Annotated in this window: 37 protein-coding genes; 26 read left to right on the forward strand and 11 right to left on the reverse strand. The window is 62.8% G+C overall.

From position 1 onward, the window contains the following. Positions 1-62: 62 nt before the first annotated feature. The 7 genes from HK108_RS01165 to HK108_RS01195 all read left to right on the forward strand — a co-directional run bounded on the left by HK108_RS01165 (position 63) and on the right by HK108_RS01195 (position 3,445). Positions 63-1,043 carry an NAD(P)-dependent alcohol dehydrogenase gene (locus HK108_RS01165; RefSeq protein ID WP_181270392.1) on the forward strand — a complete coding sequence of 327 codons (981 nt, stop codon included), beginning with the start codon at positions 63-65 and terminating at the stop codon, positions 1,041-1,043. Positions 1,044-1,271: 228 nt separating this feature from the next. After that, positions 1,272-1,553: a type II toxin-antitoxin system RelE/ParE family toxin gene (locus tag HK108_RS01170; protein ID WP_139466832.1), complete on the forward strand. Its 282-nt coding sequence runs from the start codon at positions 1,272-1,274 to the stop codon at positions 1,551-1,553. Beyond that, complete coding sequence (locus HK108_RS01175) at positions 1,528-1,848, forward strand: HigA family addiction module antitoxin (protein WP_139466833.1); 321 nt, start codon at positions 1,528-1,530, stop codon at positions 1,846-1,848. The genes HK108_RS01170 and HK108_RS01175 overlap by 26 nt, the downstream gene beginning before the upstream one ends. 44 nt (positions 1,849-1,892) lie before the next feature. Next, on the forward strand, positions 1,893-2,291 hold the full coding sequence (locus HK108_RS01180) for an NUDIX hydrolase (RefSeq protein WP_181270393.1): 399 nt from the start codon (positions 1,893-1,895) through the stop codon (positions 2,289-2,291). Positions 2,292-2,420: 129 nt separating this feature from the next. Next, on the forward strand, positions 2,421-3,014 hold the full coding sequence (locus tag HK108_RS01185; RefSeq protein ID WP_139466835.1) for an ArsR family transcriptional regulator: 594 nt from the start codon (positions 2,421-2,423) through the stop codon (positions 3,012-3,014). Beyond that, complete coding sequence (locus HK108_RS01190) at positions 3,007-3,183, forward strand: hypothetical protein (protein WP_180345507.1); 177 nt, start codon at positions 3,007-3,009, stop codon at positions 3,181-3,183. Before HK108_RS01185 ends, HK108_RS01190 begins: the two co-directional genes overlap by 8 nt. Further along, positions 3,176-3,445, forward strand: coding sequence for a hypothetical protein (locus HK108_RS01195; RefSeq protein WP_139466836.1), 270 nt, complete (start codon positions 3,176-3,178; stop codon positions 3,443-3,445). Before HK108_RS01190 ends, HK108_RS01195 begins: the two co-directional genes overlap by 8 nt. A gap of 332 nt (positions 3,446-3,777) precedes the next feature. Here the strand turns inward: HK108_RS01195 and HK108_RS01200 are convergent, their stop codons facing one another. Then, positions 3,778-4,812, reverse strand: coding sequence for a methionine synthase (locus tag HK108_RS01200; RefSeq protein WP_139466837.1), 1,035 nt, complete (start codon positions 4,810-4,812; stop codon positions 3,778-3,780). 17 nt (positions 4,813-4,829) lie between these two features. Beyond that, positions 4,830-5,822, reverse strand: coding sequence for a putative oxygenase MesX (locus HK108_RS01205; RefSeq protein WP_139466838.1), 993 nt, complete (start codon positions 5,820-5,822; stop codon positions 4,830-4,832). 123 nt (positions 5,823-5,945) lie between these two features. Between HK108_RS01205 and HK108_RS01210 the strand changes: the two genes are divergently transcribed. Continuing rightward, positions 5,946-6,893 carry a LysR family transcriptional regulator gene (locus HK108_RS01210; RefSeq protein ID WP_139466839.1) on the forward strand — a complete coding sequence of 316 codons (948 nt, stop codon included), beginning with the start codon at positions 5,946-5,948 and terminating at the stop codon, positions 6,891-6,893. 43 nt (positions 6,894-6,936) lie between these two features. Then, positions 6,937-7,191, forward strand: a complete 255-nt coding sequence (locus HK108_RS19170) for a 2-phosphosulfolactate phosphatase (RefSeq protein WP_139467400.1) — start codon at positions 6,937-6,939, stop codon at positions 7,189-7,191. Between the two features lie 15 nt (positions 7,192-7,206). Here the strand turns inward: HK108_RS19170 and HK108_RS01220 are convergent, their stop codons facing one another. Then, positions 7,207-8,061 carry an NAD(P)H-binding protein gene (locus HK108_RS01220; RefSeq protein WP_181270394.1) on the reverse strand — a complete coding sequence of 285 codons (855 nt, stop codon included), beginning with the start codon at positions 8,059-8,061 and terminating at the stop codon, positions 7,207-7,209. Positions 8,062-8,228: 167 nt separating this feature from the next. Here HK108_RS01220 and HK108_RS01225 point away from each other — a divergent pair, with 167 nt between their 5' ends. From HK108_RS01225 to HK108_RS01240, 4 genes are all read left to right on the forward strand, one after another. Further along, complete coding sequence (locus HK108_RS01225; protein ID WP_229663894.1) at positions 8,229-8,822, forward strand: TetR/AcrR family transcriptional regulator; 594 nt, start codon at positions 8,229-8,231, stop codon at positions 8,820-8,822. A gap of 207 nt (positions 8,823-9,029) precedes the next feature. Continuing rightward, positions 9,030-10,259, forward strand: a complete 1,230-nt coding sequence (locus tag HK108_RS01230) for an alpha/beta hydrolase fold domain-containing protein (protein WP_180345509.1) — start codon at positions 9,030-9,032, stop codon at positions 10,257-10,259. Between the two features lie 221 nt (positions 10,260-10,480). Next, a complete protein-coding gene (locus tag HK108_RS01235) occupies positions 10,481-10,834 on the forward strand; it encodes a DUF1801 domain-containing protein (protein WP_139466843.1) in 354 nt (117 codons plus the stop codon). Between the two features lie 164 nt (positions 10,835-10,998). Next, positions 10,999-11,439 (forward strand): YtoQ family protein, encoded by a 441-nt coding sequence (locus tag HK108_RS01240; RefSeq protein ID WP_139466844.1) that lies wholly within the window; start codon positions 10,999-11,001, stop codon positions 11,437-11,439. A 77-nt stretch (positions 11,440-11,516) separates the two neighbouring features. Here HK108_RS01240 and HK108_RS01245 read toward each other — a convergent pair whose 3' ends face one another. Beyond that, complete coding sequence (locus HK108_RS01245; protein ID WP_139466845.1) at positions 11,517-11,990, reverse strand: DUF8821 family protein; 474 nt, start codon at positions 11,988-11,990, stop codon at positions 11,517-11,519. Between the two features lie 148 nt (positions 11,991-12,138). Here HK108_RS01245 and HK108_RS01250 point away from each other — a divergent pair, with 148 nt between their 5' ends. The 4 genes from HK108_RS01250 to HK108_RS01265 all read left to right on the forward strand — a co-directional run bounded on the left by HK108_RS01250 (position 12,139) and on the right by HK108_RS01265 (position 15,073). Next, positions 12,139-12,534 (forward strand): hypothetical protein, encoded by a 396-nt coding sequence (locus HK108_RS01250; protein WP_139466846.1) that lies wholly within the window; start codon positions 12,139-12,141, stop codon positions 12,532-12,534. 139 nt (positions 12,535-12,673) lie between these two features. Further along, a complete protein-coding gene (locus tag HK108_RS01255) occupies positions 12,674-13,645 on the forward strand; it encodes an alpha/beta fold hydrolase (protein WP_181270395.1) in 972 nt (323 codons plus the stop codon). A 34-nt stretch (positions 13,646-13,679) separates the two neighbouring features. Beyond that, positions 13,680-14,207: a GNAT family N-acetyltransferase gene (locus HK108_RS01260; protein ID WP_139466848.1), complete on the forward strand. Its 528-nt coding sequence runs from the start codon at positions 13,680-13,682 to the stop codon at positions 14,205-14,207. A gap of 2 nt (positions 14,208-14,209) precedes the next feature. Then, positions 14,210-15,073 carry a GNAT family N-acetyltransferase gene (locus tag HK108_RS01265; protein WP_219922125.1) on the forward strand — a complete coding sequence of 288 codons (864 nt, stop codon included), beginning with the start codon at positions 14,210-14,212 and terminating at the stop codon, positions 15,071-15,073. A 6-nt stretch (positions 15,074-15,079) separates the two neighbouring features. Here HK108_RS01265 and HK108_RS01270 read toward each other — a convergent pair whose 3' ends face one another. From HK108_RS01270 to HK108_RS01285, 4 genes are read right to left on the reverse strand one after another with little or no spacing between them, the layout of a single operon-like run. Next, positions 15,080-15,574, reverse strand: a complete 495-nt coding sequence (locus HK108_RS01270; RefSeq protein WP_181270397.1) for a mycothiol transferase — start codon at positions 15,572-15,574, stop codon at positions 15,080-15,082. 45 nt (positions 15,575-15,619) lie between these two features. Continuing rightward, positions 15,620-16,063 carry an alternative ribosome rescue aminoacyl-tRNA hydrolase ArfB gene (gene arfB, locus HK108_RS01275; RefSeq protein WP_139467401.1) on the reverse strand — a complete coding sequence of 148 codons (444 nt, stop codon included), beginning with the start codon at positions 16,061-16,063 and terminating at the stop codon, positions 15,620-15,622. 1 nt (position 16,064) lies between these two features. After that, positions 16,065-16,670 carry a 1-acyl-sn-glycerol-3-phosphate acyltransferase gene (locus HK108_RS01280; RefSeq protein WP_181270398.1) on the reverse strand — a complete coding sequence of 202 codons (606 nt, stop codon included), beginning with the start codon at positions 16,668-16,670 and terminating at the stop codon, positions 16,065-16,067. Between the two features lie 33 nt (positions 16,671-16,703). Beyond that, entirely contained in the window at positions 16,704-17,285 is a 582-nt protein-coding gene (locus HK108_RS01285) for a hypothetical protein (RefSeq protein WP_139466852.1), read from the reverse strand. An 88-nt stretch (positions 17,286-17,373) separates the two neighbouring features. Here HK108_RS01285 and HK108_RS01290 point away from each other — a divergent pair, with 88 nt between their 5' ends. Further along, positions 17,374-18,060, forward strand: a complete 687-nt coding sequence (locus HK108_RS01290; protein WP_139466853.1) for an SDR family oxidoreductase — start codon at positions 17,374-17,376, stop codon at positions 18,058-18,060. A gap of 114 nt (positions 18,061-18,174) precedes the next feature. Here HK108_RS01290 and HK108_RS01295 read toward each other — a convergent pair whose 3' ends face one another. Continuing rightward, positions 18,175-18,813 carry a dihydrofolate reductase family protein gene (locus HK108_RS01295; RefSeq protein ID WP_139466854.1) on the reverse strand — a complete coding sequence of 213 codons (639 nt, stop codon included), beginning with the start codon at positions 18,811-18,813 and terminating at the stop codon, positions 18,175-18,177. A gap of 120 nt (positions 18,814-18,933) precedes the next feature. On the opposite strand from HK108_RS01295, the gene HK108_RS01300 reads away from it, so the two are divergent. Next, on the forward strand, positions 18,934-19,425 hold the full coding sequence (locus tag HK108_RS01300) for a winged helix-turn-helix transcriptional regulator (RefSeq protein WP_139466855.1): 492 nt from the start codon (positions 18,934-18,936) through the stop codon (positions 19,423-19,425). Between the two features lie 11 nt (positions 19,426-19,436). Here HK108_RS01300 and HK108_RS01305 read toward each other — a convergent pair whose 3' ends face one another. After that, positions 19,437-20,297, reverse strand: coding sequence for a sigma-70 family RNA polymerase sigma factor (locus HK108_RS01305; protein ID WP_139467402.1), 861 nt, complete (start codon positions 20,295-20,297; stop codon positions 19,437-19,439). Positions 20,298-20,374: 77 nt separating this feature from the next. Here HK108_RS01305 and HK108_RS01310 point away from each other — a divergent pair, with 77 nt between their 5' ends. The 3 genes from HK108_RS01310 to HK108_RS01320 all read left to right on the forward strand — a co-directional run bounded on the left by HK108_RS01310 (position 20,375) and on the right by HK108_RS01320 (position 21,663). After that, positions 20,375-20,764, forward strand: a complete 390-nt coding sequence (locus HK108_RS01310) for a DoxX family protein (protein WP_218973594.1) — start codon at positions 20,375-20,377, stop codon at positions 20,762-20,764. A gap of 103 nt (positions 20,765-20,867) precedes the next feature. Further along, on the forward strand, positions 20,868-21,200 hold the full coding sequence (locus tag HK108_RS01315; protein WP_139466856.1) for a VOC family protein: 333 nt from the start codon (positions 20,868-20,870) through the stop codon (positions 21,198-21,200). Next, positions 21,193-21,663 (forward strand): SRPBCC domain-containing protein, encoded by a 471-nt coding sequence (locus HK108_RS01320; protein ID WP_180345510.1) that lies wholly within the window; start codon positions 21,193-21,195, stop codon positions 21,661-21,663. The genes HK108_RS01315 and HK108_RS01320 overlap by 8 nt, the downstream gene beginning before the upstream one ends. On the opposite strand, the gene HK108_RS01325 is transcribed toward HK108_RS01320, so the two are convergent. Further along, positions 21,653-22,555 carry a carbohydrate kinase family protein gene (locus HK108_RS01325; protein WP_181270399.1) on the reverse strand — a complete coding sequence of 301 codons (903 nt, stop codon included), beginning with the start codon at positions 22,553-22,555 and terminating at the stop codon, positions 21,653-21,655. The two genes, HK108_RS01320 and HK108_RS01325, sit on opposite strands and share 11 nt — an antisense overlap. 119 nt (positions 22,556-22,674) lie before the next feature. Between HK108_RS01325 and HK108_RS01330 the strand changes: the two genes are divergently transcribed. Genes HK108_RS01330 through HK108_RS01345 form a run of 4 tightly spaced genes read left to right on the forward strand, consistent with a single transcriptional unit; the run spans position 22,675 to position 26,032 of the window. After that, the gene (locus tag HK108_RS01330; protein WP_139466859.1) at positions 22,675-23,133 is read left to right on the forward strand and encodes a DUF2695 domain-containing protein; all 459 of its coding nucleotides are present in this window, start codon (positions 22,675-22,677) and stop codon (positions 23,131-23,133) included. Between the two features lie 27 nt (positions 23,134-23,160). Continuing rightward, positions 23,161-24,321 carry a nucleoside hydrolase gene (locus HK108_RS01335; protein WP_139466860.1) on the forward strand — a complete coding sequence of 387 codons (1,161 nt, stop codon included), beginning with the start codon at positions 23,161-23,163 and terminating at the stop codon, positions 24,319-24,321. Beyond that, complete coding sequence (locus tag HK108_RS01340) at positions 24,318-25,196, forward strand: histidine kinase (RefSeq protein WP_139466861.1); 879 nt, start codon at positions 24,318-24,320, stop codon at positions 25,194-25,196. The genes HK108_RS01335 and HK108_RS01340 overlap by 4 nt, the downstream gene beginning before the upstream one ends. Before the next feature lie 17 nt (positions 25,197-25,213). Further along, positions 25,214-26,032, forward strand: coding sequence for an energy-coupling factor transporter transmembrane component T family protein (locus HK108_RS01345; RefSeq protein WP_139466862.1), 819 nt, complete (start codon positions 25,214-25,216; stop codon positions 26,030-26,032). The last annotated feature ends 1 nt before the right edge of the window (position 26,033 follow it).

Here is a 26,033-nt window from a genome sequence, read left to right on the forward strand (position 1 = left end):
GCCCACTTCCGCGGTACCGTTGCCCGGGAAGGTACGAACGACTCAGGGAGTGTGAGATCACGATGACGATGGCAGCAGCGGGCTTCCGCCGCTATGGCGGACCCGAGGTCCTGGAGGTCATGCGGGTCGCGATGCCGGCGGCGGGCGCAGGGCAGGTTCTCGTCAAGGTGGAAGCCAGTTCTGTCAACGGCGGCGAGCTCGCTCAGCGGCGGGGCAAATTGCGTGCACTCGCCCGGGTAAGCCTGCCGAGGTATGTTGGCATCGACTTTGCAGGTGAGATTCTGGCGCTGGGGCCCGGCGTCACCGAGTTCTCGATCGGGGACCGGGTGTGGGGAACCGTCGACGAGCGCGGCTCGGTGGGTGCGGCCGCAGAGGCGGTGGCGATCGATTCAGGCCGAGTTTCCCGGATGCCCGAGGGGTGGAGCGCAACAGACGCGGTCAGCGTGCTGGCCGGGGCTGCGACCGCAGTCGTCGGGCTCCGGGACAAGGCCCGGCTGCGGGCCGGCGAACGACTGCTGGTGCGCGGCGCCTCCGGCGGCGTGGGCAGTGTCGCCGTGCAGCTCGGCCGACTGTACGGTGCGCACGTCACCGCGCTGTCCAGCCAGTCGAGTGAACAGTTCGTCCGAGGACTCGGCGCAGATGAGGTGATCGACTATCGCACCTCCCTCGACGCCATCGGGACCTTCGACGTGGTGTTCGATACGCGTGGAACTGATCTGTGGGAACTGCGGAAACACCTCGCGCCCCGCGGACGGATGGTCGCAGTGTCATTCGACGTCGATCGCAAGGCGCGGAGCCTGGCCGGTATCGCCGCGTCGAGCATCTTCGGTGGCCGCCGCATACGCTTCTTCCTCGGGCACCCGACCGCTGCACTCATCGGTGAGGTGGCTCGGTTGGCGGAAGACGGGCACCTGCAGCCGATCGTCGATGAGGTCTATCCTCTCGACCGCATAGGTGACGCTCACGCCAGGCTTGAGGCCGGCGGGGTGCACGGCAAGGTTGTCCTCGTCGTCGAAGAGACGGCGTCGGGGGCAGTGGACTGACCGGTAATTCGTTGCCGGGGACAACGGATTCGGTCCGGCATCGTTGACGCCATCTCGGGTCTGGGTTCCGGAAGGGGTGATGGCGTACTTGACGGCCCCCACATACCGCATGACCGCCCACCGAGACTGGAAGACCTGTAGAACCCAGAGGTTGTTCCGTACCGGAACTCGGTTGAGTTCAGGTTTAACGTCTAGCGTTATTGACGGTTTCCGTTATAGAATGCTCTCGTGATCAGATCGTTCGGCAGCAAGGACGCCGAGCGCATCTGGCATGAGCAGTACGTCAAGCGCGTCGACCGGACGGTGCAGCGGGCGGCCATGCGGAAGCTCGAGCTGATCCATGCGGCGAAGGATGTCGAGGACCTCCGGGTCCCGCCGGGCAACCGCCTGGAGCGTCTGGTCGGCGACCGACGCGGGCAGCACAGCATCCGCGTCAACGCGCAATGGCGTATCTGCTTCGTTTGGAGAGAGGGAGGTGCGGACGATGTCGAACTCGTCGACTACCACTGAGGCCGACCTGATCGAGCCGATCCACCCGGGAGAGATCCTGATGGAGGACTTCATCGAGGGCTTCGGGATCACTCAGAACAAGCTCGCGGTGTCCATCGGCGTGCCGCCGCGCCGGATCAACGAGATCGTGCACGGCAAGCGGGGGATCACCGCTGATACGGCGATCCGTCTGGCGCGCTACTTCGGAACGTCCGAGGAGCTCTGGATGAATCTGCAGTCGAACTACGAGCTTCGGCTTGAGCGCCGTGTCCTTCACGACAAGGTTGCCGCGATCACGCCGTTGGAGGTTGCGTGACTGTCCTCGTGTAAGAGCTCCGCGATTCTGCACAACGTGACGGCGTGGAGAAGTTCGTGGTCGGCGCGGTGATACATTCAGATGGGTCTGTGCTGGTCGTCACTCGTAGCGAACTGGACGACTTCCTGCCTGGGATCGATGAACTGCCCTCTGGTGGCGTTGAGGTCGGGGAGTCACTCACAGCGGCGCTTGATCGTGAACTGCTCGAAGAAGTCGGATTCGAGTCTGTGGTGATCGATGGCGACTTCCTTGAACACTTCGACTATAGATCCGCTTCGGGGAGACTGACGCGACAGCTCACAGTGCCAGTGCCGTTGGCCGATCGTATTGTGAAGCTCTCGGACGAGCACGTCGCGGCTCGATGGATCACCGCAAGGGATGTTATTGGTGCGTCATGTACGCCAGAGATTCAGGGCGTGATCGAGACACGGTTCCTCCGCTGAGGTCTCCCGTGCTTGCCGAGCGTGTGGTTTGAGACGTTGTTCCGTGCCGGAACTCGGTGGAGTTCCGGTTCATCGAGTGGTGCCCACACTCTTGACTCTTCCTATAAGTGGAAGATATCTTCGTGTTCTATGAAGAATATCGCACCGCAGCTGACGCCTTTCGTGCGCTCGGATGCCGTTGGGGCGATTCTGGCCGAGACTCTCGGGCACCCTGAGCGGGAGTTTACGCTGGCAGAGCTTGGGCGGCGCACGGACACGAGTGGCCCGGTCGTGCACCGCGAAGTGGGGCGACTGGTCGACTCCGCCGTGCTTCGTGACCGGTATGAGGGGCGAAACCGTCTCGTGAGTGCGAATGCCGACCACCCATTGTTCGCTCTGATGCGAGATCTGATCGCGGCGACCTACGGGCCGGTGCCGGTCTTGCGTGAGCTCTTCGACGGGATCGACGGGGTGGAGGAGCTGCTGATCTACGGATCTTGGGCCGCGCGCCGGTCCGGGGAAAGCGGTGAGTTTCCCAACGACTTAGACGTCCTCGTCGTGGGGGAGACGCCGCGGAGGACGCTCTCGGGGATTGCGGCCGAAGCAGGTGACAAGCTCGACTTGCCCGTGAACATCACGCGTATCGTACCGGTTGACTGGAACTCTGAGGACCCGTCGCCGTTCGTCTCGACGATTCGGTCACGCCCCTTAGTCGATGTGAGGTCCGGTGAGATCCTTGCCTGAGATCGTCAATCAGATGCTCGTGAACCGAAGACTGGAGCGTGTGGAGCGGAATCGCGAGCATGCGCTGGCTGTGGTCGTGACCGCAGAACGCCATATCCGTACGGCGGAGCTGCTTGCTGATACCGACGATCACGCGATGGCGTTCACAGCCGCGCACGATTGTGCGTAAATCGCTCGTCGCGGCTCTTGCTGCCGAAGGACTCCGTGTCCGACCCGTCGGCGGAGCTCATCGCAAGACCGGGATCGCGGCAGCGGGCTTCGTCAACGACAGTGCGTTGGGCGAGTTTGAATGGGTGCGTCAAGTGCGCAACGCGACTGAGTATCCCGACGACGATCGACCGACAGCGACGAACCAAGACGTGGCTGAAGCGATCACCGCGGCCGTTCGGATCGTCGATGTCTGTGCCGAGTACGTGCGTCGCGACGGGTAGTCGACGAATTTGGGTGCAGTTAGTAGCTCGCATCGGCTTCAACACGGCGGAAGAGTTCTGGATGAATCTGAAGTCGAGCTGCGGGCTGCGTCGTGAACGTCGGGTGCTGCGCGACAGGATCTCTGCGATCACACCTCTCGTAGTCGCGCAGCCGTTCGACTCTTCGCGGAATCCGGTCTGCCGAAGGTTCCGCTTCAACGTCTGCGGCAGAGGCTGGGGCACTGTGGCAACGACAGCTTGAGCTGTCACTGCACTTCCCCAGCTCAGAACGCCCGAATAGTTGCGGAGAGGCCGGACGGCTCTGGACGTGTGCGGATGGAGTGCGGCGGCGATCAGCCCCTAGACAGCTCCTCGCGGACGATCGCTGTTCCCGCACTCAAGGCGCTCATCTTCGCGAGGGCGACGTCGCGCGCGAAGGGGGCCATGCCGCAGTTCGTGCTTGGAATGAGCTTGTCGGCGTCGACGAACTTCAGAGCCTTGCGCAGAGTCGCGGCGACCTCCTCCGGTGTCTCAATGGTCTCGTTTGCCACGTCGATGGCACCGAGCATGACCTTCTTGCCGCGGATCAGTTCGATGAGGTCCATCGGGACATGGGAGTTGTGGCATTCGAGCGAGACGATGTCGAGGCTCGAGCGCTGCAGGAGGGGGAAGGATTCCTCGTATTGGCGCCACTCGGACCCGAGGGTCGTTTTCCAGTCGTTGTTCGCCTTGATCCCATAGCCGTAGCAGATATGCACTGCGGTTTCGGCCCGCAGACCTTCCGCTGCTCGTTCGAGCGCGGCGACTCCCCAGTCCTTCATCTCCTCGAAGAAGACATTGAATGCCGGCTCGTCGAACTGGATGATGTCCACTCCCGCCGCCTCCAGATCCTTTGCCTCCTGATTGAGGACCGTGGCGAATTCCCAGGCCAGCTTCTCGCGGCTCTTGTAGTGGTCGTCATAGAGTGTGTCGATCATCGTCATCGGTCCCGGCAGCGCCCACTTGATCGGCTGATCGGTCTGCTGGCGGAGGAACTTCGCATCGTCGACGAAGACCGGTTTCTCACGGCTCACGGCGCTGACGACTGTGGGCACGCTTGCGTCGTAGCGATCGCGGATCCGAACTGTCTCGCGCTTTTCGAAATCGACTCCGCTGAGATGCTCGATGAACGTCGTCACGAAGTGTTGACGGGTCTGCTCTCCGTCGCTGACGATGTCGATGCCGCGGTTGGTCTGCTCATGAGTCGAGATGCGCAGGGCATCGTGCCTGCCCTCGACCAAGGCTTCGCCTTGGAGGTTCCAGGGGGACCAGAGGGTTTCGGGCTGCGCGAGCCAGGACGGCTTCGGCAGACTGCCGACGATTGAGGTGGGCAGCAGCGGCTGGGTCATCGTTTCTTCTCCTGCGGTCATGCGACTGGGACGGGGCGGTCGGACGCCCACTGCTCGAGCATCTCTCGGTGCGGGTTGACGAAAAACTCCTCCGTGAACTTTCCCTGTCTGGTGCCGAGCTGGTTGCGTTCGACGCGATCATAGGTGACCGGCATCTCCGAGAAGTCGTGCCGGTCCAGCGTCGGCCGGTAGACCTCTCCGGCGGCGGTATTCGCGTTGTAGATCTCGGGCCGATAGATCTTCTGGAAAGTCTCCATCGTGCTGATCGTGCCGATGAGCGCCAGATCGGAATAGTCGCCGAGGAGGTCGCCGCGATGGTAGAAGGCCAGCGGTGCGACGCTGCCCGGTGGCATGAAATACCTCACCTGGAGTCCCATCTTTGCGAAGTAGTCATCGGTCAGCGAGTAGTCGTCCTGCTGGTATTCGAACCCGAGAATCGGGTGGTGATTCTCGGTCCGACGGTACGACTTGCTCGTGGACACGCTGATGCAGATCACGGGTGCCGTCTGGAACCGTTCCCGATAGGCAGCAGAATCGAGGAAGTGTTGGAATAGTTTGCCATGCAGATCACCGAAGTCATCGGGGACCGTGAACTCGGTTGCGGCCTCATTGGCAGCCGGCAGCCGCACGCTGAAATCGAAATCGCGGACAAAGGACGAGAAATTGTTCCCCACGATCCCGGGGTAACGTTTTCCAGTCAGTCTGTCGATGATCTGGATATCCAGGACTTCGAGCAGCGGGAACTCCTGTTCCCGGCCGCCCGAGGTGAAGTGAAGTCCTCCGGAGACGATGTCGAGTTCGAGGACATAGCGATCCCGGTCGGGATTGTCCCAGGACGCGAGTTCGTTGAAGCGGCGATTGATGATGCTCAGAGCAGTGCGGAGGTTCTGCTGGCGGTCCTCGCCCCTGGCGAGGTTGGCGAAGTTCGTCGTCGCTCGGGTGCTCTCCGACGGCGAGTAGTCCTCGTCGAATCGAGTCGTGGTGATGCTGAATGAGAACTCAGGTGTCATGGACGTCCAATTCGGTGGGTGTTCGGCCGGTTGTGGTCGCTGGCATGTCTGTGATCCATCCTGCCCGTCCCCTGTGGTCATCGGGTAACTCGGGGGAACTATGGATTCCTATAGCCTTGATCTATGTCTCGAGGTCTGAAGAACATCACGCTGCTGCAACTCCAGTACTTCATCGAGGTCGCGTCGGAGGGATCGATCACCGCCGCCGCCGATCTCCTCTATGTCTCTCAGCCGACCATGTCTGCCGCGATGAAGGACCTGGAGACCCGGGTGGATCGCGCTCTGCTCGTCCGATCCGCCCGCGGGGTGACGTTGACTGACGACGGTGTGGAGTTCCTCGGCTATGCCCGGCAGGTCGTCGAACAGGTGGAACTCCTCGAGCAGCACTACCTAGGGCGCCCACCGTCCCGGCGTCTGCTCGGAGTCTCGGCGCAGCACTACTCGTTCGTCGTCGATGCTTTCGTTCGGATGGTCAAGGCCAGCGATGCTGCCGAGTACGAGTTCTCACTGCGAGAGACGCGTACCTGGGACATCATCGAAGACGTTCGCACGCTCCGCAGTGAGCTCGGCATCCTCTACCGCAACGACTTCAACAGGAAGGTCATCGATAAGCTGCTGCGAGATTCCGGGCTTGCGTTCCACCCGCTCTTCCTCGCCTCCCCGCACATCTTCATCTCTCGTACGAACCCGCTTGCCTCCCGCCGCCGCGTCACCCTCGACGATCTCGCCGCCCTGCCTCGGCTCACCTTCGACCAGGGGGCGAACAACTCGTTCTCCTTCGCCGAGGAGATTCTCTCCACCCTGTCGAGCAAGCAGGAGATCCGGGTTTCTGACCGTGCGACCATCTTCAACCTGATGATCGGGCTCGACGGCTACACCATCTCGACGGGCATCATCAGCGACGATCTCGATCCGGCCATTGTCGCGATTCCACTCGAGGTCGAGGAGCGCATCGAGATCGGCTGGATCGATCATTCCGGGATCCCGCTGACCGAACAGGCGCAACGCTACCTCGACGAAGTACGGGCCGTCGTCGGCGGTTTCGGCATTGCGCTGCTCGATCAGCCGTGACCGAGGACAGCGCCGAGGCGGTCTCGAATAGCCGTACGACTCGCTGCGCCCCTCGCTTGAAGACCACCTCGGTGCAGGGGCCGTGCGCTCTGGGGTTGCAGATCGCGGAATCCGCGAGGAGATGAGTCCTGTGGCCTCAGCTGCCGCCGACCTATTCGAGGCAGTGAGGCCACGTCTGACTCAGGCCCTGGCCGAATGCGTCGGGATTCGAGAGCTGGAAGCGGTGGGACTTCACTCCGACGTTGAAGTGGCAGCCTCGTTGGACGTCTCATGGGTGGAACTCAGATTCGACGTCTAGTGGACGGCGACCGTGTCACCGAGTATCGAGATCTTTCAATTGATCGGTGATGCTGCGTGGGCTGCGTCCCAGGAGTCGCGTGAGCGTGGGGTCCGAATCCGAGAAATGCCCGCTCCTTGTTGCCTGGAACATCGACAGGGTGAAACGCGCGACCTCCTCGGGCGTACCGCGGGAGATGGCGTCGGCCACCCACTTCTTGTCGTCCACGACGACGCGCTCGATTCGGCGTCCGGCGATCTCGGACGCGGAAGCGGCGAAATCCGCGAGGGTGACCGGCTTGGGCAGCGTCAGGTCGATCGGGCCCTCGAACGGTTCATCCGCAGTCAGAACCGCAGCAGCGGCCTCCGCCGCGTCGCGGCGATCAATCCAGGAAAATGGTCCATCGGCGGGCATAGCGATCTCGCCGGTTTCTTCCCACGCACCGAGCAGCTGAGCCGGGTCTCCGTAGAAGCCGTTTCGCAACGAGGTCCAGGCTGCTCCCGATTCTGATAAATACTGTTCCGTGGCCGCATGGATTCCGAGCGGCGGGTAGGGAGTGTCAAAGCCTGCTCCGTGGGTGCTTGTGTACAGGATCCGCTGAGCCCCTGCACCGACGGCTGCATCGATCGCCCTGCGGTGTTGTGCGACGACGTCGGCAGTAAGGTCGCTGGAGGACACCAGGAGAACCTGTTCGGCGTCCGCGAACGATTGGCGCAGAGCCGCTGGATTGTCATAGCTCCCCTGCCGTACGCGGACTCCGTGATCGGCCAAATGGGTCGCACGCGAGGGATCGCGTACGCTGACGCCGATCTGCTCTGGCGGAATCCGCTTCAGAAGGTGGTCGACTGTGGCTCCGTTGAGAGTGCCTGTCGCTCCGGTGACGATGATCATCTGAATTCCCGTTCGTGCGAAATATGAACTGACGTCGTGCTCAGTGCGCACGTCAGAGCTGCTGTCATGATTGAAATTGACTCATAAGGTCAACTTGCGTGGCCCCATTCTGCACCAAATTGACTGCTATGATCAAGTTATTTGTCGCTGTGGGAGGGAGCGTCATCGTGTCTGATCCAAGTGGTGTGCAGTCTCTTCGCTCGGATGCTCGCCGGAATGTCGACCGGATACGACGTGCGGCGGTCCAGGTGTTCCGGGAGCGGGGGTTCTCTGCGCCCCTCGAGGAGGTCGCCGCAGTCGCAGATGTGAGCAAGGCGACGATCTTCAATCGACTCGGCGGGAGAATCGGGCTCATCGATGCCGTCATCGACGAGGTTGTTGCGGTGGAGCTGCAGACGGTCATCGAGGAGATGCGGTCCATCGGCGAGGTCCGAGAACGTATCTGCTCGTATATCTATGCGTTGCGTGACCTGCAGTATCGAGTTCCTGCGGTCAATGATGTTCTCCTCCAGGAGTATCGCGACTCCGAGCCGTTGCTGGCCCTGTGCCATGCCGGAACGGAATTCCACGACAGCCTTGTCGCTCAGGGGCACGCCGCCGGCGTATTGGTCCCCGCCTTCACAGCAGAAGACTTCCAATCACTTGCCCGCGACAATGCTCTCGTCCTCAAGCACGGGGGCCGACCGCCTCGAGCCGACTATGACCGCCGAACCGCATTCCAGATCAGTGGGATCTGCAGATCGTCCAATATGCCCGACTAGCCTCGCGACATCGATGAGGCTGACTCAGTGCAGGGATTCTCTGCTGACCTCGGCTGCGCTCCCATGGCCGTGGACGCAGGCCGATTCATCTGGGTTGTGAGAATCGGACTGCGTTAGAGTGGCCCCTGGCGTCAGGAGGTGACCGCCACGATGAGATCTGCTGCAGCGGGAATCTCAACCCGACAGATCGGAAGGCGAGGACCGAAGATGACAGCCAGCAAGAGTTCGTCACAGCCCGCGGTGCCCCAGCGCGCGGCCAATACAGTTCGGGCAACGGGTCTCATCCTCGCGCTCGTGTTCGGTGCGATCGCTGCGGTCATCGGCCTGGCATCGCTCATTCCCGGGCTTGGCCCGTTCAGTTCCGCTGCGGCCCGGTTTGCGCCGACGATTGCGCCGATGGCGACTGTGATCGGAGCGATTGTGCTTGGGTTGGGAATCGTCTGCCTGCGCCGAGGCCGGCGAAGGACCGGAGCTGTGGTGACAGGATTCGGAGTGGTGAGCACGATCGCGAATCTGGCTGTCGTCATTGTGCTCCTCGTCGCCATCACCTCGGCCGGTGGTTCGGTGAACCTGTTCACTGCGACGTTCGGACTCTCGGCGATCGACTCGGCATCGCCTGATCGCAAGGAAGTGTACGACAAATCCAGCTCAGGCGATGACCTCTCCGTATCGATCTACGAACCTGAGAGAGCGAAGGGTTCAGCTCCGACGATCATGTACGTCCACGGAGGCGGTTGGATCGCAGGCGAACCGAACGCGGCGAGTTCAGAGCTCCGTGAACTCGCCGATCACGGCTACCTGGTCGTATCGGTCGAATACGAACTCGCCACCCTGGATAACGCCACTTGGCAGAGCGCACCGTCGCAGGTCGCCTGTGCGGCAAGCTGGATTCAGACCCACGCAGACACGATCGGTGCAGACACCGATCGTCTTGCGTTCTGGGGCGAGAGTTCGGGCAGCAACATGGTCGCCAATACCGCCGGTGCCGCAGCGCAGGGCGACGCCGAATCGTCCTGCGGTGGGAAGGTTCCGGTTCCGGCGGCGGTCATTGCCGACTACCCCGCGTTCGACGTGACGGGCCTCTACGAGAACGCCCCCACCGGGCCCGGCGCGGGATCCGGCACGCGCCTGTTCGCAACCAGCTACACGGGTGGCACACCGGAGGAATATCCGGAACGCTACTCAGTGGCCGATTCCGTCACGCATCTGAAAGCACCCGCGCCGCCGGTGCTCATGATGACAGCGATGCGCGATGACGTGATCACCCCAACCGACCAGCTTTCATGGGCCGAATCGGCCCGAAGCCGCGGAGTCGACGTCACAACCGTGAAAGTTCCCCTCGCCAATCATGCGTACCCGCAGAAGGCGAAGAACTCAATCGGCAGCCAGGGACACCTGAGCATCGCAGAGGCCTACTTATCCGAACAACTTCGCTAGCCACACGTCCGTTGTGGATCTCGGCTGTCCTGGCGGGGAGGCGTCGATGCAAGTATCGTGGAAACTGGCAGCACGTACGGTTGCCAGCACTTCCAGGTACCTAAGCCTGAATCATTGCGGAGAGCTCCGGTCGGCCCGGAACATGTCCAGATGGGGTGCGGCGCATTTCTGCGCCGTCTTCAACCGCCGGTGCGACACACCGGCTGACGTAAGGACATGACATGACGACCAAAGACGAGAAGAACCTGTCCCAGGTGATCGACAAGATCGCGAAGATGGACGAACCGGAACGATCGCTCATGCAGCGAGCGCACGAGATCATCGTGACCGTCGCCCCCAGTCTCAAGCCGCGGATCTGGTACGGCATGCCTGCCTATGCTCTGTCAGCGAGCACTCCTGCACTGGTGACACTGCGCAATGACGAGCGGGTCAACCTGGCCCTCACCGAAAAGGTCGACCTCACCCCAGCCGGTGGTTCCGATGGAACGCTGATGCCCGCCGCATGGTACTTCGACACTATCGATGAGGTCGCCGAGAAACGCATTGCCGAGATCGTCTGGACGGCAACCTCCTGACGGTGACGACCGCCGGGGCTGAGCCCGCAGACGACACTGCCTGCGACATTTGTGTCTGGGGCTCGGCCGCGCGGTCGGCGCTGAGCGTCTGACCTCCGATTGGCTATGGTGGTGCCTGAGGGACGAACCGGTCCCTTCTGCCATAAGAATGAGGAGTGATCGACTTGAGTTTCTCTGTCTATCTGTCCGGTGAGATCCACACCGAGTGGCGCGATGAGATCAAGCGCGGTGCCGAGGCGGCCGGTCTGGATATCGATTTCACCGCACCCGTGACCGACCATCCTGCCAGCGATGCTGCCGGTGACCACCTCGGCGAGAACGACAGCGCCTTCTGGCGTGATCACCAGTCGGCGAAGGTCAACGCCATCCGCACCCGGACCCTGATCGAAAAGGCCGATATGGTCGTCGTGCGCTTCGGAGACAAGTACAAGCAATGGAACGCCGCCTTCGATGCCGGCTATTGCGCGGCACTCGGCACACCCTATGTGACCCTCCACGATGCCGACATCGTGCATCCGCTCAAAGAAGTCGATGCCGAAGCCAAGGCCTGGTGCCAGACGACGGATCAAGTGGTCGAAACCCTGAAGTATGTTCTCAGAGACTGAACTCGATGAGTTGAGACCGCGAACGACCGAGGAGTGAAAACGGCCGGTCGCGGCCTCAGGACCTGCGCGTCGTGACGCTACGGCAGGGGATGATCACCCTTGATCTTGAAGAAGGATCCACGGATCTCCCCGGCGAGCTTCGACTTCTGACGGGCGAACTTGAACGCCGACAGCTCGGGAGGCACGTCCATCCCCTCCGAAAGTTTGAAGCCGACGGCCCGCTTGCCATCGTCTGCTCGTGTCCATATGACATTGACTGCGAGCCCGGACTCGTAGAAGACGTGCACCCAATAGATGCCATCGACGTCATTGATGCTGACTTCGAGGGCAGGCGAGGTCGGTACGATCTCACGCTCGGAGTCAAGGATCTCCTCCACCCAGTTCAGGGCCTCCTGTACCTCGGCGGCCGGGGCCACGGCGAATGTGTGTTTGTATTTGTTGGAGAAGTACCGTGCCTCGTTGGCGCGCAGACCAGCCAGCGCCTCGGCGATGGGGGAGGATTCGAGTCCCGCGGTGGAGACATCGGTGAATGAAACGGCTTCGAACGGCATGGGTCATGGATATGCCTGATCCTGGATATCCGCCCACGACCGGGCCCACGGTCGTCAGGAAGGGTGAGAGACTCGCTCATGAGGCAGCGAATCCGCATGTCGCCGAGGGCCGATGAACATCTGTCAATGAACCTCTGAGGAGGAATGCATGCACAGCGGAACCGACGTCAAACCGTTCACACCGTCAGACCACTGGCTCAACGACTGGCCGTTCGACGTGTGGACCGTAGTTCAAGTCCGGGCCTCGATCACAGGTGCTGCCGCCGAGCGCGCGGTGCGCACGTTTCAGGCTGCTCTCAGGCCCGACCCCGATGCTGATGTCGCCGAAGGCACAGAAGTTCACTTTTGGGGAGGCTATACGGCGGAGACGTCTCCGTCGACTGGCAGAATTGGATGGCAGATCGTGCTCAAATCGTCGGGTCAGGACGGTATCAGCTCTGTCATCGGAGCGACTGACGACCTCGTCGAGGCGATTCGTCAGACGTCTGGAGAGGTGCGACTCACCTGGCATGAGGTGGCCGCGAGCCGGGCCGAAGGCCATTGAGCAGGTGAAAGCCTCCGTCCCCGCACCCAGGGTCCCCGCACCCAGGTCGAATCGGTGCGGTAGGGTGATCTGCATTCCACAGGTTTTGCGAACTGCACCACGGCGGTGCGGACACACGTGACGACAGAGGAGTCCCACCTTGGCCCTGCACGAAATCGAGTTCACCTCTCACAACGATCGTGACACGGTCTTCGGCTGGCTCTACACACCGACCACTGAACCTCGAGCCATCATCCACATCATCCACGGACTCGGCGAGCATTCCCGGCGCTACCACCACCTCATCGCCACCCTCGTCGACTCCGGATTCGCCGTTGTCGCCGATGACCATTCCGGTCACGGTCGGACGGCCATGCAGTCGGGAATCTGGGTCGATACAGGTGACGACGCAGCTCGAGTGGTCGTCGCCGACGAACTGACGCTGCAGCGCAAGGCTCGCGAGATCCTCCCGAATCTGCCGTACATCGTGTTCGGTCACAGTTGGGGATCGATGATTGCACGGGTCATGGCCTCCGATCCGACGGCTGGCCTCGCGGGGCTGGCTCTGTGTGGAATCGCTGCGCAGATGCGCGGTATCGATCAGACCATCGACCGTGTCGAACTCACCGAGGCGGCCACCGGCAACCGACGAGCCGAACCTGCATCCGATCAATTGGTGGGCCAGCTCTTCGACGGATTCGTCGAACGTTTCGGTCCGGATGCCGGCCCCACCGCCTGGGTCGCCCTCGACGAGGCTGTCGTCGCCGATCATGGGCGCGACCCCTTCAACAACTTCGGCGCCCCGATGAGCTCCCGATTCCTGCAGGGCTTCGTCGAACTCTATGACGGTGCCAATGCCGATTCCTGGTACGCGACGATCCCCAGCGGTCTGCCGGTGCTCATCCTCGCAGGTGACCAGGATCCTGTCGCGAACTACGGCGAAGGCGCCTATCACGTCGCGAACCGCCTCCGCGCGACCGGACACGACGAAGTGCGCACCCGCGTCTTCGCCGGAGTCCGCCACGAAGTCCACAACGAACCGACCACCCGCCTCGAGGTCGAGGCGGAGACCGTCGACTTCGCTTCCCGCGTCAGCAATCGGACGAGGCCCGTTCAAACGAACGAGAGCTGAATCCGTGAACCCGGCAGAAAGCTCAAACCGCAGTGTGAATTGGCCACAGGCGACACCCATCGTCACCGACAGGCTGCAGCTTGAGCCGCTCGCAGTCCACCATGCGTCGGAGATGGTGGAGACACTGTCCTCACCCGACCTATACACCCATATCGGTGGGACGAGCCCGAGCCGGTCCGAACTCGAACGACTCTATGCACTCCAATCCGCAGGTGCCTCACCGACCGGTGACGCCGGCTGGCTGAACTGGATCGTTCGCGAAACGGCTGAGTCCGCTGCAGTCGGATATGTTCAGGCCACAGTGACAAGAGCCGAAACCGGTTATCAAGCCGACATCGCTTGGGTCATCGGCGTCGACAGCCAGGGGCAGGGATTCGGCACCGAGGCGGCCCGAGCCATGGTCGATTGGCTGGCGGATCATCTCGTGACTGTGGTGCAAGCGGCCATCCATCCTGACAACGCCGCTTCCGCCCGAATCGCTGTCTGTCTCGGACTGCAACCGACCGACGAGATCGACGACGGTGAAGTCATCTGGCGCGCAGAGGCGAGGACAGAGGAATGACCATGTTGACACCGACTACGACGGACCTGCCGGACATCATCGACACTGTCGCGTCCTGGCAACGCGAAGGACTGCCCGTCCAGGTACATCCCGGAGACCTCGGTTGGTATCAGCGTTTCGGGGCCGATGCGCTCGCCTCGGCACTGCGGGTGTGGACTGTCGGCGACGAAGCTGCGGCCGTCGGATTCCTCGACGAATCCGAACTCATCCGAATGGCCATCTCACCCGATCACTCCGATGACCAAGCGCTCGCTGAGGCGATCTTGGCCGATTTCACCGGAGATCTCACCGAACTGCTGCCTGCAGGGAAGGGCATCGTCGAAGCTCGATTCGGATCCGCCCTGCAACATACCCTCACCGAGGCGGGATGGGGATCTGATGAAGCGTGGACCACGCTCCACCGAGATCTGAGCGAACCGATCCCATCCGTTACCCAGCGGATCGAAACGGTCGACCCCGACAGAGCAGATAACCGTATCGCCGACCGTATCGCGGTCGAATCCTCGGCTTTTCCCGGGTCCTCATTGACTGCGGACCGTTGGCGGTCCATGGCCGACGGTCACGCTTACAAGCAGGCCAAATGTCTCGTCGGATTTACCGCCGACGGCGCTCCAGCCGGTGCCACAACCGTTTGGTCGGCCGGTCCTAGGCGCCCCGGTGTCATCGAACCACTCGGCGTCCACGGCGACCACCGGGGTCACGGATTCGGAGTCGAGATGACACTGGCCGCGGCCGCGGCGCTGAGGGAGATGGGGGCGTCGAGCGTCACCGTTGCCACGCCGACATCGAACACAGTCGCCGTCGCCACTTACCGTGCGGCTGGGATGAGCATCCTCGGCGAAGTCAGGGATTTCTGTCGACCCTGAACCGAATCAAACAGACGCACCTGCTATGAACGCCGCCTGCGCGACATGCTGGATCGAATCGTCGATGATCGAGACCATCCGAACGCCACGAGTGACTGCGAGAGTCCAGTTCCTGTCGATGACTTCGTCGAAGTCATCCTCGGAGAGCGTCTTTGCATAGTCGGTGAACGCGTTCAGAGTAGCGGCGAGGTAGTCGACGAGCAGCTGTTGATCGTCGACCTTGATCTCTGCCGCCTGTTCGGGACTGTGTCCGTAGCCGAAGGTCTCGCCGATCTCGCCGAGATCGAACCGGTTCCGGAAGTCCTCCCACTGCTGAGGACGGCCAGTGAGGTCCGAAAGCTGCACATCGATCTCACGGCCGCTGTGCCACAGCAGCCAGGCGACGGAATTCGGATGACCACCCAGACGGCTGTTGAGCTGTTCGGGGGAGAGGTCGGGCAGAGCTTGTGCTGCCTGGAGAGGGCGCTGGGACAGGTCAGTGAGAATGTCGATGCTGTTCATGTCGCCCATTCTGCTCTTCACGTCAACCGCTGTCACCACCGGCGCTCAATCGAGACGGGGCTTGCGACGGTTGCGTTTGATCTCCGACCGCCGCTGTTCGGTCCGGACTCGGCGACGACGGGAATTGCGTGACGGCTTCGTCGCTCGCCTCTGCACCGGCGGAGCCAACGCCTCACGCAGCAGCTGCGCCAGACGCATGCGTGCGTCCTGACGGTTCTTCAGCTGTGACCGCTGCTTCTCCGAAGTCACGGTCACCACAGTGCCCGACAGTCGTGGTGCCAACCGACTGAGCACTCGCTCGCGTTGAACCTCAGTGAGGAATCTCGCTGAGGCCAGGTCGAGGCTCAGTTGCACCCGTGAATCGGAGGTATTGACGTGCTGGCCGCCCGGGCCGGATGACCGGGAGAACTGTTCGGACAGGTCGGACGCGGGGATGACCAGCCCGGCGGGGATACCCGGCCCGGCGGGGACGCGCAGATCACCGTCCATCTCAGTTCGGCTCCGCTTCGCCTTCGCGATCGTCACCGGCGGAGTCTTCTTCGCGCAGCCTCGGCGTGATCTGCAGGTGCGGGCGGATTCCACGCTTGTCGGCGTAGAATTCGCGGATCCGATCCATGTCCGCGGCGATGTCGCCGGTCATCTCCAGGGTCGGGCCCAGCCCCGTCGTCCGGGTCGCGGTATCCAGGTAGCCCAACGTTACGGGCATTCCCGTTGCCATCGCGATGCGATGGAACCCGGATTTCCAATGAGTGTGTCCGCCGCGGGTGCCGTCCGGGGTGATGACGAGCGCGAAGACCTCGCCGTCTCGCATGCGGTCGACCACCTCGGTGACGATCTTGCTCGGTTCAGACCGATCGACGGGAATCCCACCGAGTCCCCGCATGATCGGCCCCCGCCAGCCGGTGAACAGGGAATGCTTACCCAGCCAATGGACGTCGACGCGCATGCGCCACGCGATCGCGAGCATGACGACGAAGTCCCAGTTCGAAGTGTGCGGAGCGCCGACGAGGATGGTCGGACGGTTCGGAGCGGGCTCGGTCACGAGGTTCCACTTGCTGAAGGACCAGAAAGCGCGAGCGAGGAGGCGTCGGATCATGAACTCAACGGTAAGGCACGAGGATGTGTGGGCCTATCGGTGTCCATGGACGTGTGGTGAGAAACGGGCATGAGCGGCCCTGAGGACCGGGTAGAGTCGGCGATGTGAGAGGACGAATCCGCTTCTGACGAGCACGCGCGGATTGCGCCCGCGTCCGATGAGTCGGCGGGTTGCCTCTTCGGTGAGCATATAAGCGAGCACCTTCGGGCCTGGAGACACCGCCGATTCGAAGACCACTGACTCGATATCGTGCCATGGCAGCAGAGTCCCGGGCAGAACCTCACCGCGCCGGGCCGACGCGACGCCGGTGGGGGAGACGACGAGGGATTCGTGCCTGCGCAGCCGCACGAATACGCCGATCGGCGCGACGACGAGGCATCCGATGATGCCAGCGACAATTGCCCACATGCGCAGGTTCGCAACGATGACCCATGGGCTGCCTCCGTCACCGAGAGCTGCAGTGACAATGTAGACGAAGAAGGCGAGCAGGCCGATGCCGAGCGGGACCGCGATGGCCAAAGCAGTGAAGACGTTGCGTTTCGAGGAGGGGATGACGACCTGCTGTCCACGCTCGAGCCGGCGCACGACGTCGGCGGGGGAGAAGTCGTCGGTCATGGTCCTCAGAATACCGGCGGACTGGGAATAATCGCGCAAGTGGCATCGCTGTACCGAATGCCAAGCTTCACCGACAACGGAGGTAGATATGTCTGATTCAACTCGTGTCGTCATTCTCGGCGGCCATGGAAAGATCGCACTTCTGGCCGCGCCCAAGCTCAAGGCCGCAGGCTTCGCCGTCGATTCGGTGATCCGCAACCCCGACCAGTCATCAGATGTCGAAGCCGCTGAGGCCAACCCGGTCGTCCTCGACATCGAAACCGCCGACACTCAGGCGCTCGCCGATCTGTTCTCCGGAGCCCAGGCTGTCGTCTTCTCCGCAGGCGCCGGCGGCGGCAACCCGGCCCGGACCAAGGCCGTCGACCTCGAAGCAGCCAAGCGATCGATCGACGCCGCCGGGCAGGCGGGCGTCAAGCGCTTCGTCATGGTTTCCTATGCCAGTGCGAGCGTCGACCGTGATCGCGTCGACCCCGAGAGCTCGTTCTACCCCTACGTCGAGGCCAAGGCCGGTGCAGACGAGCACCTGCGCGCCAGCGACCTTGACTTCACGATTCTCGGACCCGGCGGTCTGACCCTCGAGCCCTCCAGCGGCAAGGTCCTCATCGCCGATGCGGCCGGCGATCTCGACGGTGAACGCCCGGCAGACGAGGTGCGGGTGACCTCCCGCGAACTCGTCGCCGAGGTCATCACACACGTCATCGCCGAATCTGCAGCTGTGCGTGAGACTGTGAACTTCTACGACGGGCAGACCCCCATCGCCGAGGCGATCAACTGACCTGACAATCCATGCGGGCGCTGTCCCGTCCCTACCCGATGGCCTGTGGTCTCCGAACCGAGACCACAGGCCATCGGGCGTTCCGACGAGTCCGGTTCGAGTCGCCGCTGAGATTCAGCCTCGTCTGTTCCACAATTGATGGGTCAGACCGCTGGCCGTGGTGAGACTCTCGATCGTGAAGTCCTTCTCCAACCCCTCGAGTCCTTCCCAGAGCCAGACCCCGCGGCCGAGGGTGACCGGGACGATGACGAGGTGCATGAAGTCGACGAGGCCGTCCGCAAGGAACTGTCTGACCATCGAAGGACCGCCGCCGATGCGGACATTGCCGCCGTCAGCGGCAGAGGTCGCCTCGGCGAGTGCCTCCGCGGGCGACGCGTCGATGAAGTGGAAACTCGTGCCGTTGTCGAACTCCATCGGCTCCCGTGGATGATGAGTGAGAACGAAGCACGGGGTCTTGAACGGCGGCTCCTCACCCCACCAGCCACGCCAGCCGTCGTCGGGCCACGGCCCCGTCTGGGGACCGAACTTCTTCCGGCCCATGATCTCGGCTCCGATGCCCTGCCCCCACATGGCGAACAGAGCGCGGTCTGCGGTCACCGGGGCGTCGACCTTGTCCACGCCCTCGATGCCGCGGCCGTCGAAGTAGGAGAACAGTGCTTGGGCTTCGCCGATCGGCTGATCGAAGGTGACGAACTCGCCGGCAGCGAATCCGTCGAGGGAGACGAAGAGGTTGTTGACACACGCTTTGGCCATGTGCACTCCAATGTGATGGTTCGGCTGATGTCTTCAGTCCGACGGATGGCGTGGGTTCCGGGGAAGTGGACCCAGTGTAAGATTAAGTAGTTTCAGAATGCAATCACTGGAGGTGGGGCGATGCCTGCACAGCCGCGTTCAGGATGTGCGATCAATGCCGCCGTCGAGGTCCTCGGCGACAACTGGTCGCTCATCGTCCTGCGGGACATCATCTTCGGCAATCGTCGGCACTTCCGCGAGCTGCTCACCCACAATGATGAGGGCATAGCCTCGAACATGCTCGCCAGTCGTCTGAGGAAGCTCATCGACGAAGGGCTGCTGACAAAAGCGGAAGCCGCACGCGGGCAGCGAGCCCAGTACACCCTCACCGAGGCTGGAATCCAGACTCTGCCGGTCATGGTCGCCCTCGGAACGTGGGGAATGACCCACCGGGAGACCTCGCCGGAGCTGACGATCCGATCCAGAATCATGGCCGATGACTCCCGACTCGTCGCAGGTCTCGTGGATGAGCTTCGGGAGACCCACCTCGGGGTGCCGCGCCCGAATCCTGACGAACCGCGTTCCTCGGAGCGACTGCAGGCCGCCTACGAGGCCGAGATCTCGGGAAGCTGATTCGGGTGGGCCTACTGCCCGGGCAGTCTCAGTCGCTCCAGCAGCTTCCTTGAGGTGATCGAGACGATGCCGACCAATCTGCCGTCTGCCACGGTGCATGCCATGAGTCCCAAACGGTGACCGCTTGCGGTCAGAACGAGCAGACCCGGCTCGCCGTTGACGTTGACCTTTCGAACTTCGATCCTGTCCGGATCGCCGCGCCGAATCGCTGCGAGCACCTCGTTCGCACCCATCCGGACCATGTGGCCGCGGGCGTTGCTGCGGTGCCACGTCAGTCCCGGGTCGAGAAAGTGCAGCAGAGCGTCGAAGTCTCCAAGCCGTGCGGCAGTGAGGAATGCGTCGACGACAGCACGGCGCTGTGAAAGTTCTCCGGACGGCGGTGGTGTGTCCTTGACCTTGCGCCGGGCCCGACTGGCGGCCATCTTCGCGGCGGCTTCCGAGGATCCGATGACGGCCGCGATTTCGGCAAAGGGCACTGAGAACATGTCGTGGAGGACGAACGCGACTCGCTCCTCCGGGCGCAGCGAGTCGAGCACGATGAGCATGGCCGGTCCGAGCGAATCCGACAAAGTTGCATTCTGCTCAGGCGTCGGGTCATCCTCGTCGACGATTGCTTCGCTGAGCCAGGCGTCAAGCGACGATTCTCCCCGAGTGGTGCGTCGGCGGAGCGCATCGAGGCAGATGCGTCCGATGACCCGGGTCAGCCACCCGCCGAGATTGTCGATGGACTCCGGGCCGTTCCGCTCCCAGCGGAGCCACGTCTCCTGAACGGCATCCTCGGCGTCCGAATGCGAGCCGAGCACTCTCGTGGCCAACGCAGTGAGGCGAGGGCGATGAGCTTCGAACTCTGAGGTCGAAGATGACTGCGCGATGGCTGTTACCTTTCCTGGCGGCGATGCGTCATCAGAGTGAGAGTCCGACCGGGCTCTTTCGGCAAAGGAGAATTGCAATGATGGACATCGTACTATGGGTCGTCGCCGCCGCAATGGCAGTGGCTTTCGGCATCGGCGGAGCCTCGCAGGTGATCCTGTCCAAGGAGAAGTATCGGGCGCTGGCTCACAGTCAGCACTGGGTGGACGATTTCAGTCCGGGGCATATCAAAGCCATCGGAACAATCAAGCTCCTCGGTGTGATCGGACTGATCGTGCCGCCGCTGGTGGGGGTCCTTCCGGTTCTCTCGCCGATCGCGGCGTGTGGACTCATGCTGGTGATGGCTGGGGCGGCGACAACCCGATTTCGACGCAGCGAATGGGGCCTGATGGCGGGGGACACCGCATACCTGCTGGTATTTGCGTTCCTCGCATGGGGCCGGTTTGCGTTGGCCCCGTTCGGGGGCTGAGCTGAGCGTCGCTCTTGTTCCCGGGGCCGATGTGTGCTTCCATGGAATAAGTGATTGCAGAATGCAATCACTCAATCTCAAGACTGATCCCGAAGGAGCGATCATGATCACCGGACTCATGGCCAATATCGTTGTCACCAGCGAGAAGGAAGCGACCGAATGGTATTCCCGACTCTTCGAAAGACAGCCGGATGACAAGCCGATGGCGGGGCTGGCCCAATGGCTCTTCGACGAGAGGTTCGGAATCCAGATCTGGGAGGACCCGCAGCGAGCCGGACGCTCCAACGTGGTTCTCGACGTGGACGACCTCGACACGATGGCCGAGCATCTGCGAGCGGCCGGAATCGACCATGACGAACCGTCCCCAGGCGGCGGACAGCGCATCCTGCCGGTCACCGACCCGGACGGAAACCAGGTGGTGTTCTTCGGTGAGTGAGGCAGCATCCGACCAGGGCGCGCCAGTGACCGCGACGATCAGCCTCGGCGCTGATTTCGAGCATCCGGTCTCAAAGGTCTGGAACGCCTTCGCCGATTCGGATCAGCGCGTGCAGTGGGGAGTTCCCGAGGGGGAGGAGATAGTCTGCGACATCGACGAATTCCGTCCGGGCGGAGCGATCCGGGCCCGCTGTGGGTCACCGGGAGAACTCGAGTTCGTCTCCACCGGGCAGTACTGCTCACTTGCGCCGGGACGTCACATCGTCACAACGGAGACTCTCACCAAAGACGATGAGATACTATCGACGGCCATCATCACCTGGACCCTGACCGCTATCCCGACAGGCACCCGGGTCGAGCTCGTCGACCAGGTCGTGTCCTTCGTCGGTCGGGGAATGATCGACGGACACCGCAACGGCCATGACATCTGCCTGCGACAGCTCGGCGACTTCCTCAGTTCGTGAGTTCCACGGCCCACGGCAGATCCGCACCCTCACGGCTGACCGTGATCGCCGCAAGCGCCGATGCGCGATCTCCCAGGGCTGTGAGTTCTGCCGTGCTGAGATCGGACACAGCGTTCTCCTGAGCATGCAGGTCGTGGATGAGTGAGACCATGAACGTATCCCCGGCCCCGATCGTGTCTTTGACTTCCACCTTCCTTGAGGTCACCGATGCCCGCGCCGAGGCGGTCGCCACGATCGCACCCTCACCACCGCGAGTCATGGCGACCAGATTCGCCCCGAGGCTGAGAAGACGGTCGACCTGTGCGGACTCGTCGAGATCGGGATAGAGCCAGTTCGCATCGACGTCGCTGAGTTTGAGAACGTCGACTCGACGAGCCAACTCCTCGAAACGCGGCATCGCATCTTCGCGGGAGCCGATGATCGACGGTCGGATATTCGGATCGAAGGAGATGAGCGGACGAGGATGCGTACCGAAAGCCCCGGTCGTAGAGGCGAGAACATCTTCGATGACTGCGGAGCCAGGCGAAAGGAATGCCGCAATCGAGCCGAAATGCACAACGGAGCGAGGTGCGTCCGTGAGCAGGGAAGAGTCAGGGTCCCACCGCAGGTGGAACTCGTACTCGGCGGAGCCGTCATCGGCGAGGCGAGCCAGCGCCGTCGACGTGGCGCCACGTGGTGAAGCGAGCACGGCGACCTGAGACTCCTGAAGATGAGCGAGAAGGAACCCACCGTGGAAATCATCGCCGACATCGGTGAGGAACTCGACATCGTCGCCGAGGCGGCCCAGCCCGAGAGCCACATTGGCTGGAGCTCCACCCGGTGCATATCGGTCTGGACTCCCGGGCGTGCTGACGATGTCGATGAGGGCCTCACCGATGACGAGAATGCTCATGGGCACGATTCTAAGGTGAAAAGTCTTCTCCAGCTGTGACCTGCATTAATAGGTCGAAAATCGATGAACGATATTAATTCGCCTCATGTCATGTCAGTGCCGTCTGGAACTGTGTGGCCATGGACAAGAACACCATTGACAACGACGTCAGAACGATCATCGACGAGGAGACCGCCCATGTCTTCGCTCCGCGCCCCGGCGAATGCCTGGCCTGCTACGTGTTCCGACAACTCGGCGAATTCGGCTGCAACGGCACCCACCGGTTCGCGGAAGGCTTCCGTGACCGTACGGCTCCACGCGCCACGGCTCTGCTCGCGCGGCTGAGCAGCATGGGTGCCTGCTGCTGTGACTGTGAAATGTTCCTCAACGCCTTCACTTTCGCCGCCAAACCGTGGATCACCAGCATGCCGTTCGGGGAGGTCATCGGCACTCCCTTCGGCAGTGAGGAAGCCATCGACATGAGAGAAAGGTTCGGAATCGACGAACCTCCCTCGGCGAAGCTCTACCTCTGCTGCCGACTGGTGAGACGGGGATCAACCCAAGCCTGCGGAAACTGGGCCCGCATCCGACGGTGGTGACACAGCCGGATCCGGCAGAATAGAACCATGCCTGCCGCTCTGCCGCTCTTCCTCGACTGCGACCCCGGAATCGACGATGCTATTGCACTGGCCTACCTGTGCTGCCAAGACGACGTCGACGTTGTCGGCATCGCCGCATCCGGAGGCAACGTCGCCACCGCACAAGTCGTCGAGAACACCCGCGGATGGCTGTCGCTGGCCGGACGCAGCGACATTCCCGTCCACGCCGGCCACAGCCTTCCGCTGGCATGGCGGGTCCTGCAGATGGATCCGCAGGCAGCGGAGACGGCAACGGGCGAAGCCCTGGAATATGCCGACCTCACCCATGGGGAGTCCGGGCGGGGATATGCGCGGCTGCCGGCCCCGAGCACGCCGGTGAGTTCGGTGACGGCGGCTCAGGCCTGGGTCGATGCTGCCCACGCCCATCCCGGACAGCTCCTCGGTGTCGTCATCGGTCCAGCCACGAATCTTGCCCTGGCCCTCGAAATCGACCCGGAACTCCCGAGTCTGTTCAAACGTCTCTTCATCATGGGAGGAGCGTTCAACTACCGGGGCAACACCCACCCGACGACGGAATGGAATGTCACCTTCGACCCTGAGTCCACCGCCCAGGTGCTTGCCGCTTTCGACCGCACCAGACAGGAGGAGAGGCTGGCCCACCTTCCGGTCATCGCCCCGATCGAAGCGACCGAAGCCGTTGAGATGACACCCGAGCGTCTCGCCACCATCCTCGACGGATCCTCTGCCGGTGGTGCCGATGACCGCTGGCAATCAGTACTCGCACAACTGGCCGAGGCGCTTCGGTTCTACTTCGAATTCCACGAAACCGACGGGCTCGGCTACCTCGCCCACATCCACGACCCGTTCGTCCTCGCCTGCGCTCTGTCCTGGGCTCGGCAAGACACCACAACGTCGACCGGAACAGAGCTCGAGGGATCGGACTCCGACTCCCGGGAGCCGTCCGCCCCGGTGCCCGTGAGGGGAAGTGCGGGGGACCTGCCATGGGCGTCGACGCTGTGGGCACCTGTCGATGTCGAACTCACGGGTACACTCACACGAGGCGAAACCGTCGCCGACTGGCTGGGGCGGTGGGGCCGCCCCGTGAACGCAGAGATCATCCGCGCCATCGACGCTCCTGCCTTCCTCGACCACCTGAGCGCCACCCTGATGAAAGGACCACCCGCATGACCGCACACTCCAGACAGTCTGGGCAGGGGCCGACCACCACGGTCGGTCCCGGACAAAACCGCAACCGCACTCTTCCCCTCATCCTCACACTGCTCGGCACCCTCATCGTCATCGGCACCTACGTCGCCGTACTCCTCACCCAACCTGCCAACCTCGGCGTTGACCTCGGATACACCACTCTGTGGGTCATGCTCGGCTATCTCGGCGGAGGAGTTCTGCTCGCCGCAGGCACTCTCCCGCTCATTCCCCGCAGCGTTCTCGCGCTCATCCCGGTCGCCATCGCCCTCAACGTCGTCATCGGGCAGATCATCGGCAACTACACGCCTGTGCCCCTCTACCTCGACTCCATCGGAACCGTGCTCATCGGCGTCCTGGCAGGCCCCGCAGCAGGTGCCTTCACGGGAATCATCTCGAACCTCATCTGGGGCGTGACCCTGAGCCCCAGCGTCATCGCCTTCAGCTCCGGGGCCGCCTTCATCGGCGCCGCCGCCGGCTGGGCAGCAAGGCTCGGAGTCTTCCGCACACCCTGGACCGCGATCATCGTCGGCGCCGTCGCCGGTGTTCCCGCCGGCGCCATCGGAGCACCCGTCGCCGCTTATGTCTTCGGCGGCGGGCTGGGGGCCGGCACCGGGGGAGTCGTCGCGATCCTCCAAGCGACGGGCCTCGAGATGTTCAATGCCACCTTCGCTCAGAGCATGGTCTCCGACATCGTCGACAAGGCGCTCATCTTCGCCCTCGCCTATGTCGTCATCCAGTCGCTGCCCAAACGCATCGTCGGTCGCTACGAGTTCGCCGCTCATAGTCGCCCCCGGGCGAAGAAGTCCGACGGCCCCGATCTGACCAAACAGGCCGAATCGGCACAGCCGGCGGAATGAGTCACGCCTCTTCCGACATGCACGCCGCCGTTGACGCGGCTGAGGCTCACCGCCCGAAGCGTCGTCTGCACCCTGCCACGGAATTGATCATCCTTGCCTGCAGCCTGCTGCTCGTCTTCGGAATCCCCTCTCCGATCGTGCCGGTCATCATCCTGACCGGCACGGTCGTGACCGTGACAGTCTCACCCGCCGTGCGACTGCGGGAATGGGCGATGACAGTAGGTCTCCTGTGCCTGCCGACTCTGGTTGTGCTGATCGTCGTGCAGGGGCTGTTCTACCCCGGAACCGATGTGTATGTGCTCTGGCAGGTCGGACCCGCTCGCCTCAGCGTCGAAGGACTGAGCATCGCCGTTCAGATCTGGCTGCGGGTGAGCGCCCTGATCGGGCTGTGCGCGATGTTCGGTCTGGGTGCCGACTCCGCTCGCCTCTTCGACGGTCTGCGTCGACTTCGTCTGCCCTCGGCAGTCGCCTATATGTGCGCCTCTGCCATCGGTCTCATCCCAATGATCGGCGCACGCACCCGACACATCATCGAAGCCAGACAGGCCCGCGGCTGGGCCACCGACTCCTGGCGGGTGCGCATCCGACTGCTGCCGGGAATCGTCACAGGACTCGTCACCGCGATCCTGCTGACCGTCGACCAACGTCACGACGTGCTCGAATCCAGCGGACTCAATTCGAACGCGACCGCGACTGCGCTCCAGGACCACACGGACGGGACAGGGCAGAGCCTCCTGCGGATCCTGACTCCGCTCGTGAGCATCGGACTCATCGTCGCCTCGGTGACGGGATCCCTCCCGCTGCCGGGCGCCGCGCAGCTGATCGGCGGTGCCTGAG

It is taken from the genome of Brevibacterium sediminis, assembly GCF_013623905.1.
GTDB lineage: Bacteria > Actinomycetota > Actinomycetes > Actinomycetales > Brevibacteriaceae > Brevibacterium > Brevibacterium sediminis.

Coding starts and splice junctions, on each gene's coding strand:
- HK108_RS01165 (WP_181270392.1), top strand. CDS start 63: ATGACGATGGCAGCAGCGGGCTTCCGCCGCTATGGCGGACCCGAGGTC.
- HK108_RS01175 (WP_139466833.1), top strand. CDS start 1,528: ATGTCGAACTCGTCGACTACCACTGAGGCCGACCTGATCGAGCCGATC.
- HK108_RS01185 (WP_139466835.1), top strand. CDS start 2,421: ATGAAGAATATCGCACCGCAGCTGACGCCTTTCGTGCGCTCGGATGCC.
- HK108_RS01200 (WP_139466837.1), bottom strand. CDS start 4,812: ATGACCCAGCCGCTGCTGCCCACCTCAATCGTCGGCAGTCTGCCGAAG.
- HK108_RS01205 (WP_139466838.1), bottom strand. CDS start 5,822: ATGACACCTGAGTTCTCATTCAGCATCACCACGACTCGATTCGACGAG.
- HK108_RS01210 (WP_139466839.1), top strand. CDS start 5,946: ATGTCTCGAGGTCTGAAGAACATCACGCTGCTGCAACTCCAGTACTTC.
- HK108_RS01220 (WP_181270394.1), bottom strand. CDS start 8,061: ATGATCATCGTCACCGGAGCGACAGGCACTCTCAACGGAGCCACAGTC.
- HK108_RS01230 (WP_180345509.1), top strand. CDS start 9,030: ATGACAGCCAGCAAGAGTTCGTCACAGCCCGCGGTGCCCCAGCGCGCG.
- HK108_RS01235 (WP_139466843.1), top strand. CDS start 10,481: ATGACGACCAAAGACGAGAAGAACCTGTCCCAGGTGATCGACAAGATC.
- HK108_RS01245 (WP_139466845.1), bottom strand. CDS start 11,990: ATGCCGTTCGAAGCCGTTTCATTCACCGATGTCTCCACCGCGGGACTC.
- HK108_RS01250 (WP_139466846.1), top strand. CDS start 12,139: ATGCACAGCGGAACCGACGTCAAACCGTTCACACCGTCAGACCACTGG.
- HK108_RS01265 (WP_219922125.1), top strand. CDS start 14,210: ATGTTGACACCGACTACGACGGACCTGCCGGACATCATCGACACTGTC.
- HK108_RS01270 (WP_181270397.1), bottom strand. CDS start 15,574: ATGAACAGCATCGACATTCTCACTGACCTGTCCCAGCGCCCTCTCCAG.
- arfB (WP_139467401.1), bottom strand. CDS start 16,063: ATGGACGGTGATCTGCGCGTCCCCGCCGGGCCGGGTATCCCCGCCGGG.
- HK108_RS01280 (WP_181270398.1), bottom strand. CDS start 16,670: ATGATCCGACGCCTCCTCGCTCGCGCTTTCTGGTCCTTCAGCAAGTGG.
- HK108_RS01285 (WP_139466852.1), bottom strand. CDS start 17,285: ATGACCGACGACTTCTCCCCCGCCGACGTCGTGCGCCGGCTCGAGCGT.
- HK108_RS01290 (WP_139466853.1), top strand. CDS start 17,374: ATGTCTGATTCAACTCGTGTCGTCATTCTCGGCGGCCATGGAAAGATC.
- HK108_RS01295 (WP_139466854.1), bottom strand. CDS start 18,813: ATGGCCAAAGCGTGTGTCAACAACCTCTTCGTCTCCCTCGACGGATTC.
- HK108_RS01300 (WP_139466855.1), top strand. CDS start 18,934: ATGCCTGCACAGCCGCGTTCAGGATGTGCGATCAATGCCGCCGTCGAG.
- HK108_RS01310 (WP_218973594.1), top strand. CDS start 20,375: ATGATGGACATCGTACTATGGGTCGTCGCCGCCGCAATGGCAGTGGCT.
- HK108_RS01315 (WP_139466856.1), top strand. CDS start 20,868: ATGATCACCGGACTCATGGCCAATATCGTTGTCACCAGCGAGAAGGAA.
- HK108_RS01325 (WP_181270399.1), bottom strand. CDS start 22,555: ATGAGCATTCTCGTCATCGGTGAGGCCCTCATCGACATCGTCAGCACG.
- HK108_RS01330 (WP_139466859.1), top strand. CDS start 22,675: ATGGACAAGAACACCATTGACAACGACGTCAGAACGATCATCGACGAG.
- HK108_RS01335 (WP_139466860.1), top strand. CDS start 23,161: ATGCCTGCCGCTCTGCCGCTCTTCCTCGACTGCGACCCCGGAATCGAC.
- HK108_RS01340 (WP_139466861.1), top strand. CDS start 24,318: ATGACCGCACACTCCAGACAGTCTGGGCAGGGGCCGACCACCACGGTC.
- HK108_RS01345 (WP_139466862.1), top strand. CDS start 25,214: ATGCACGCCGCCGTTGACGCGGCTGAGGCTCACCGCCCGAAGCGTCGT.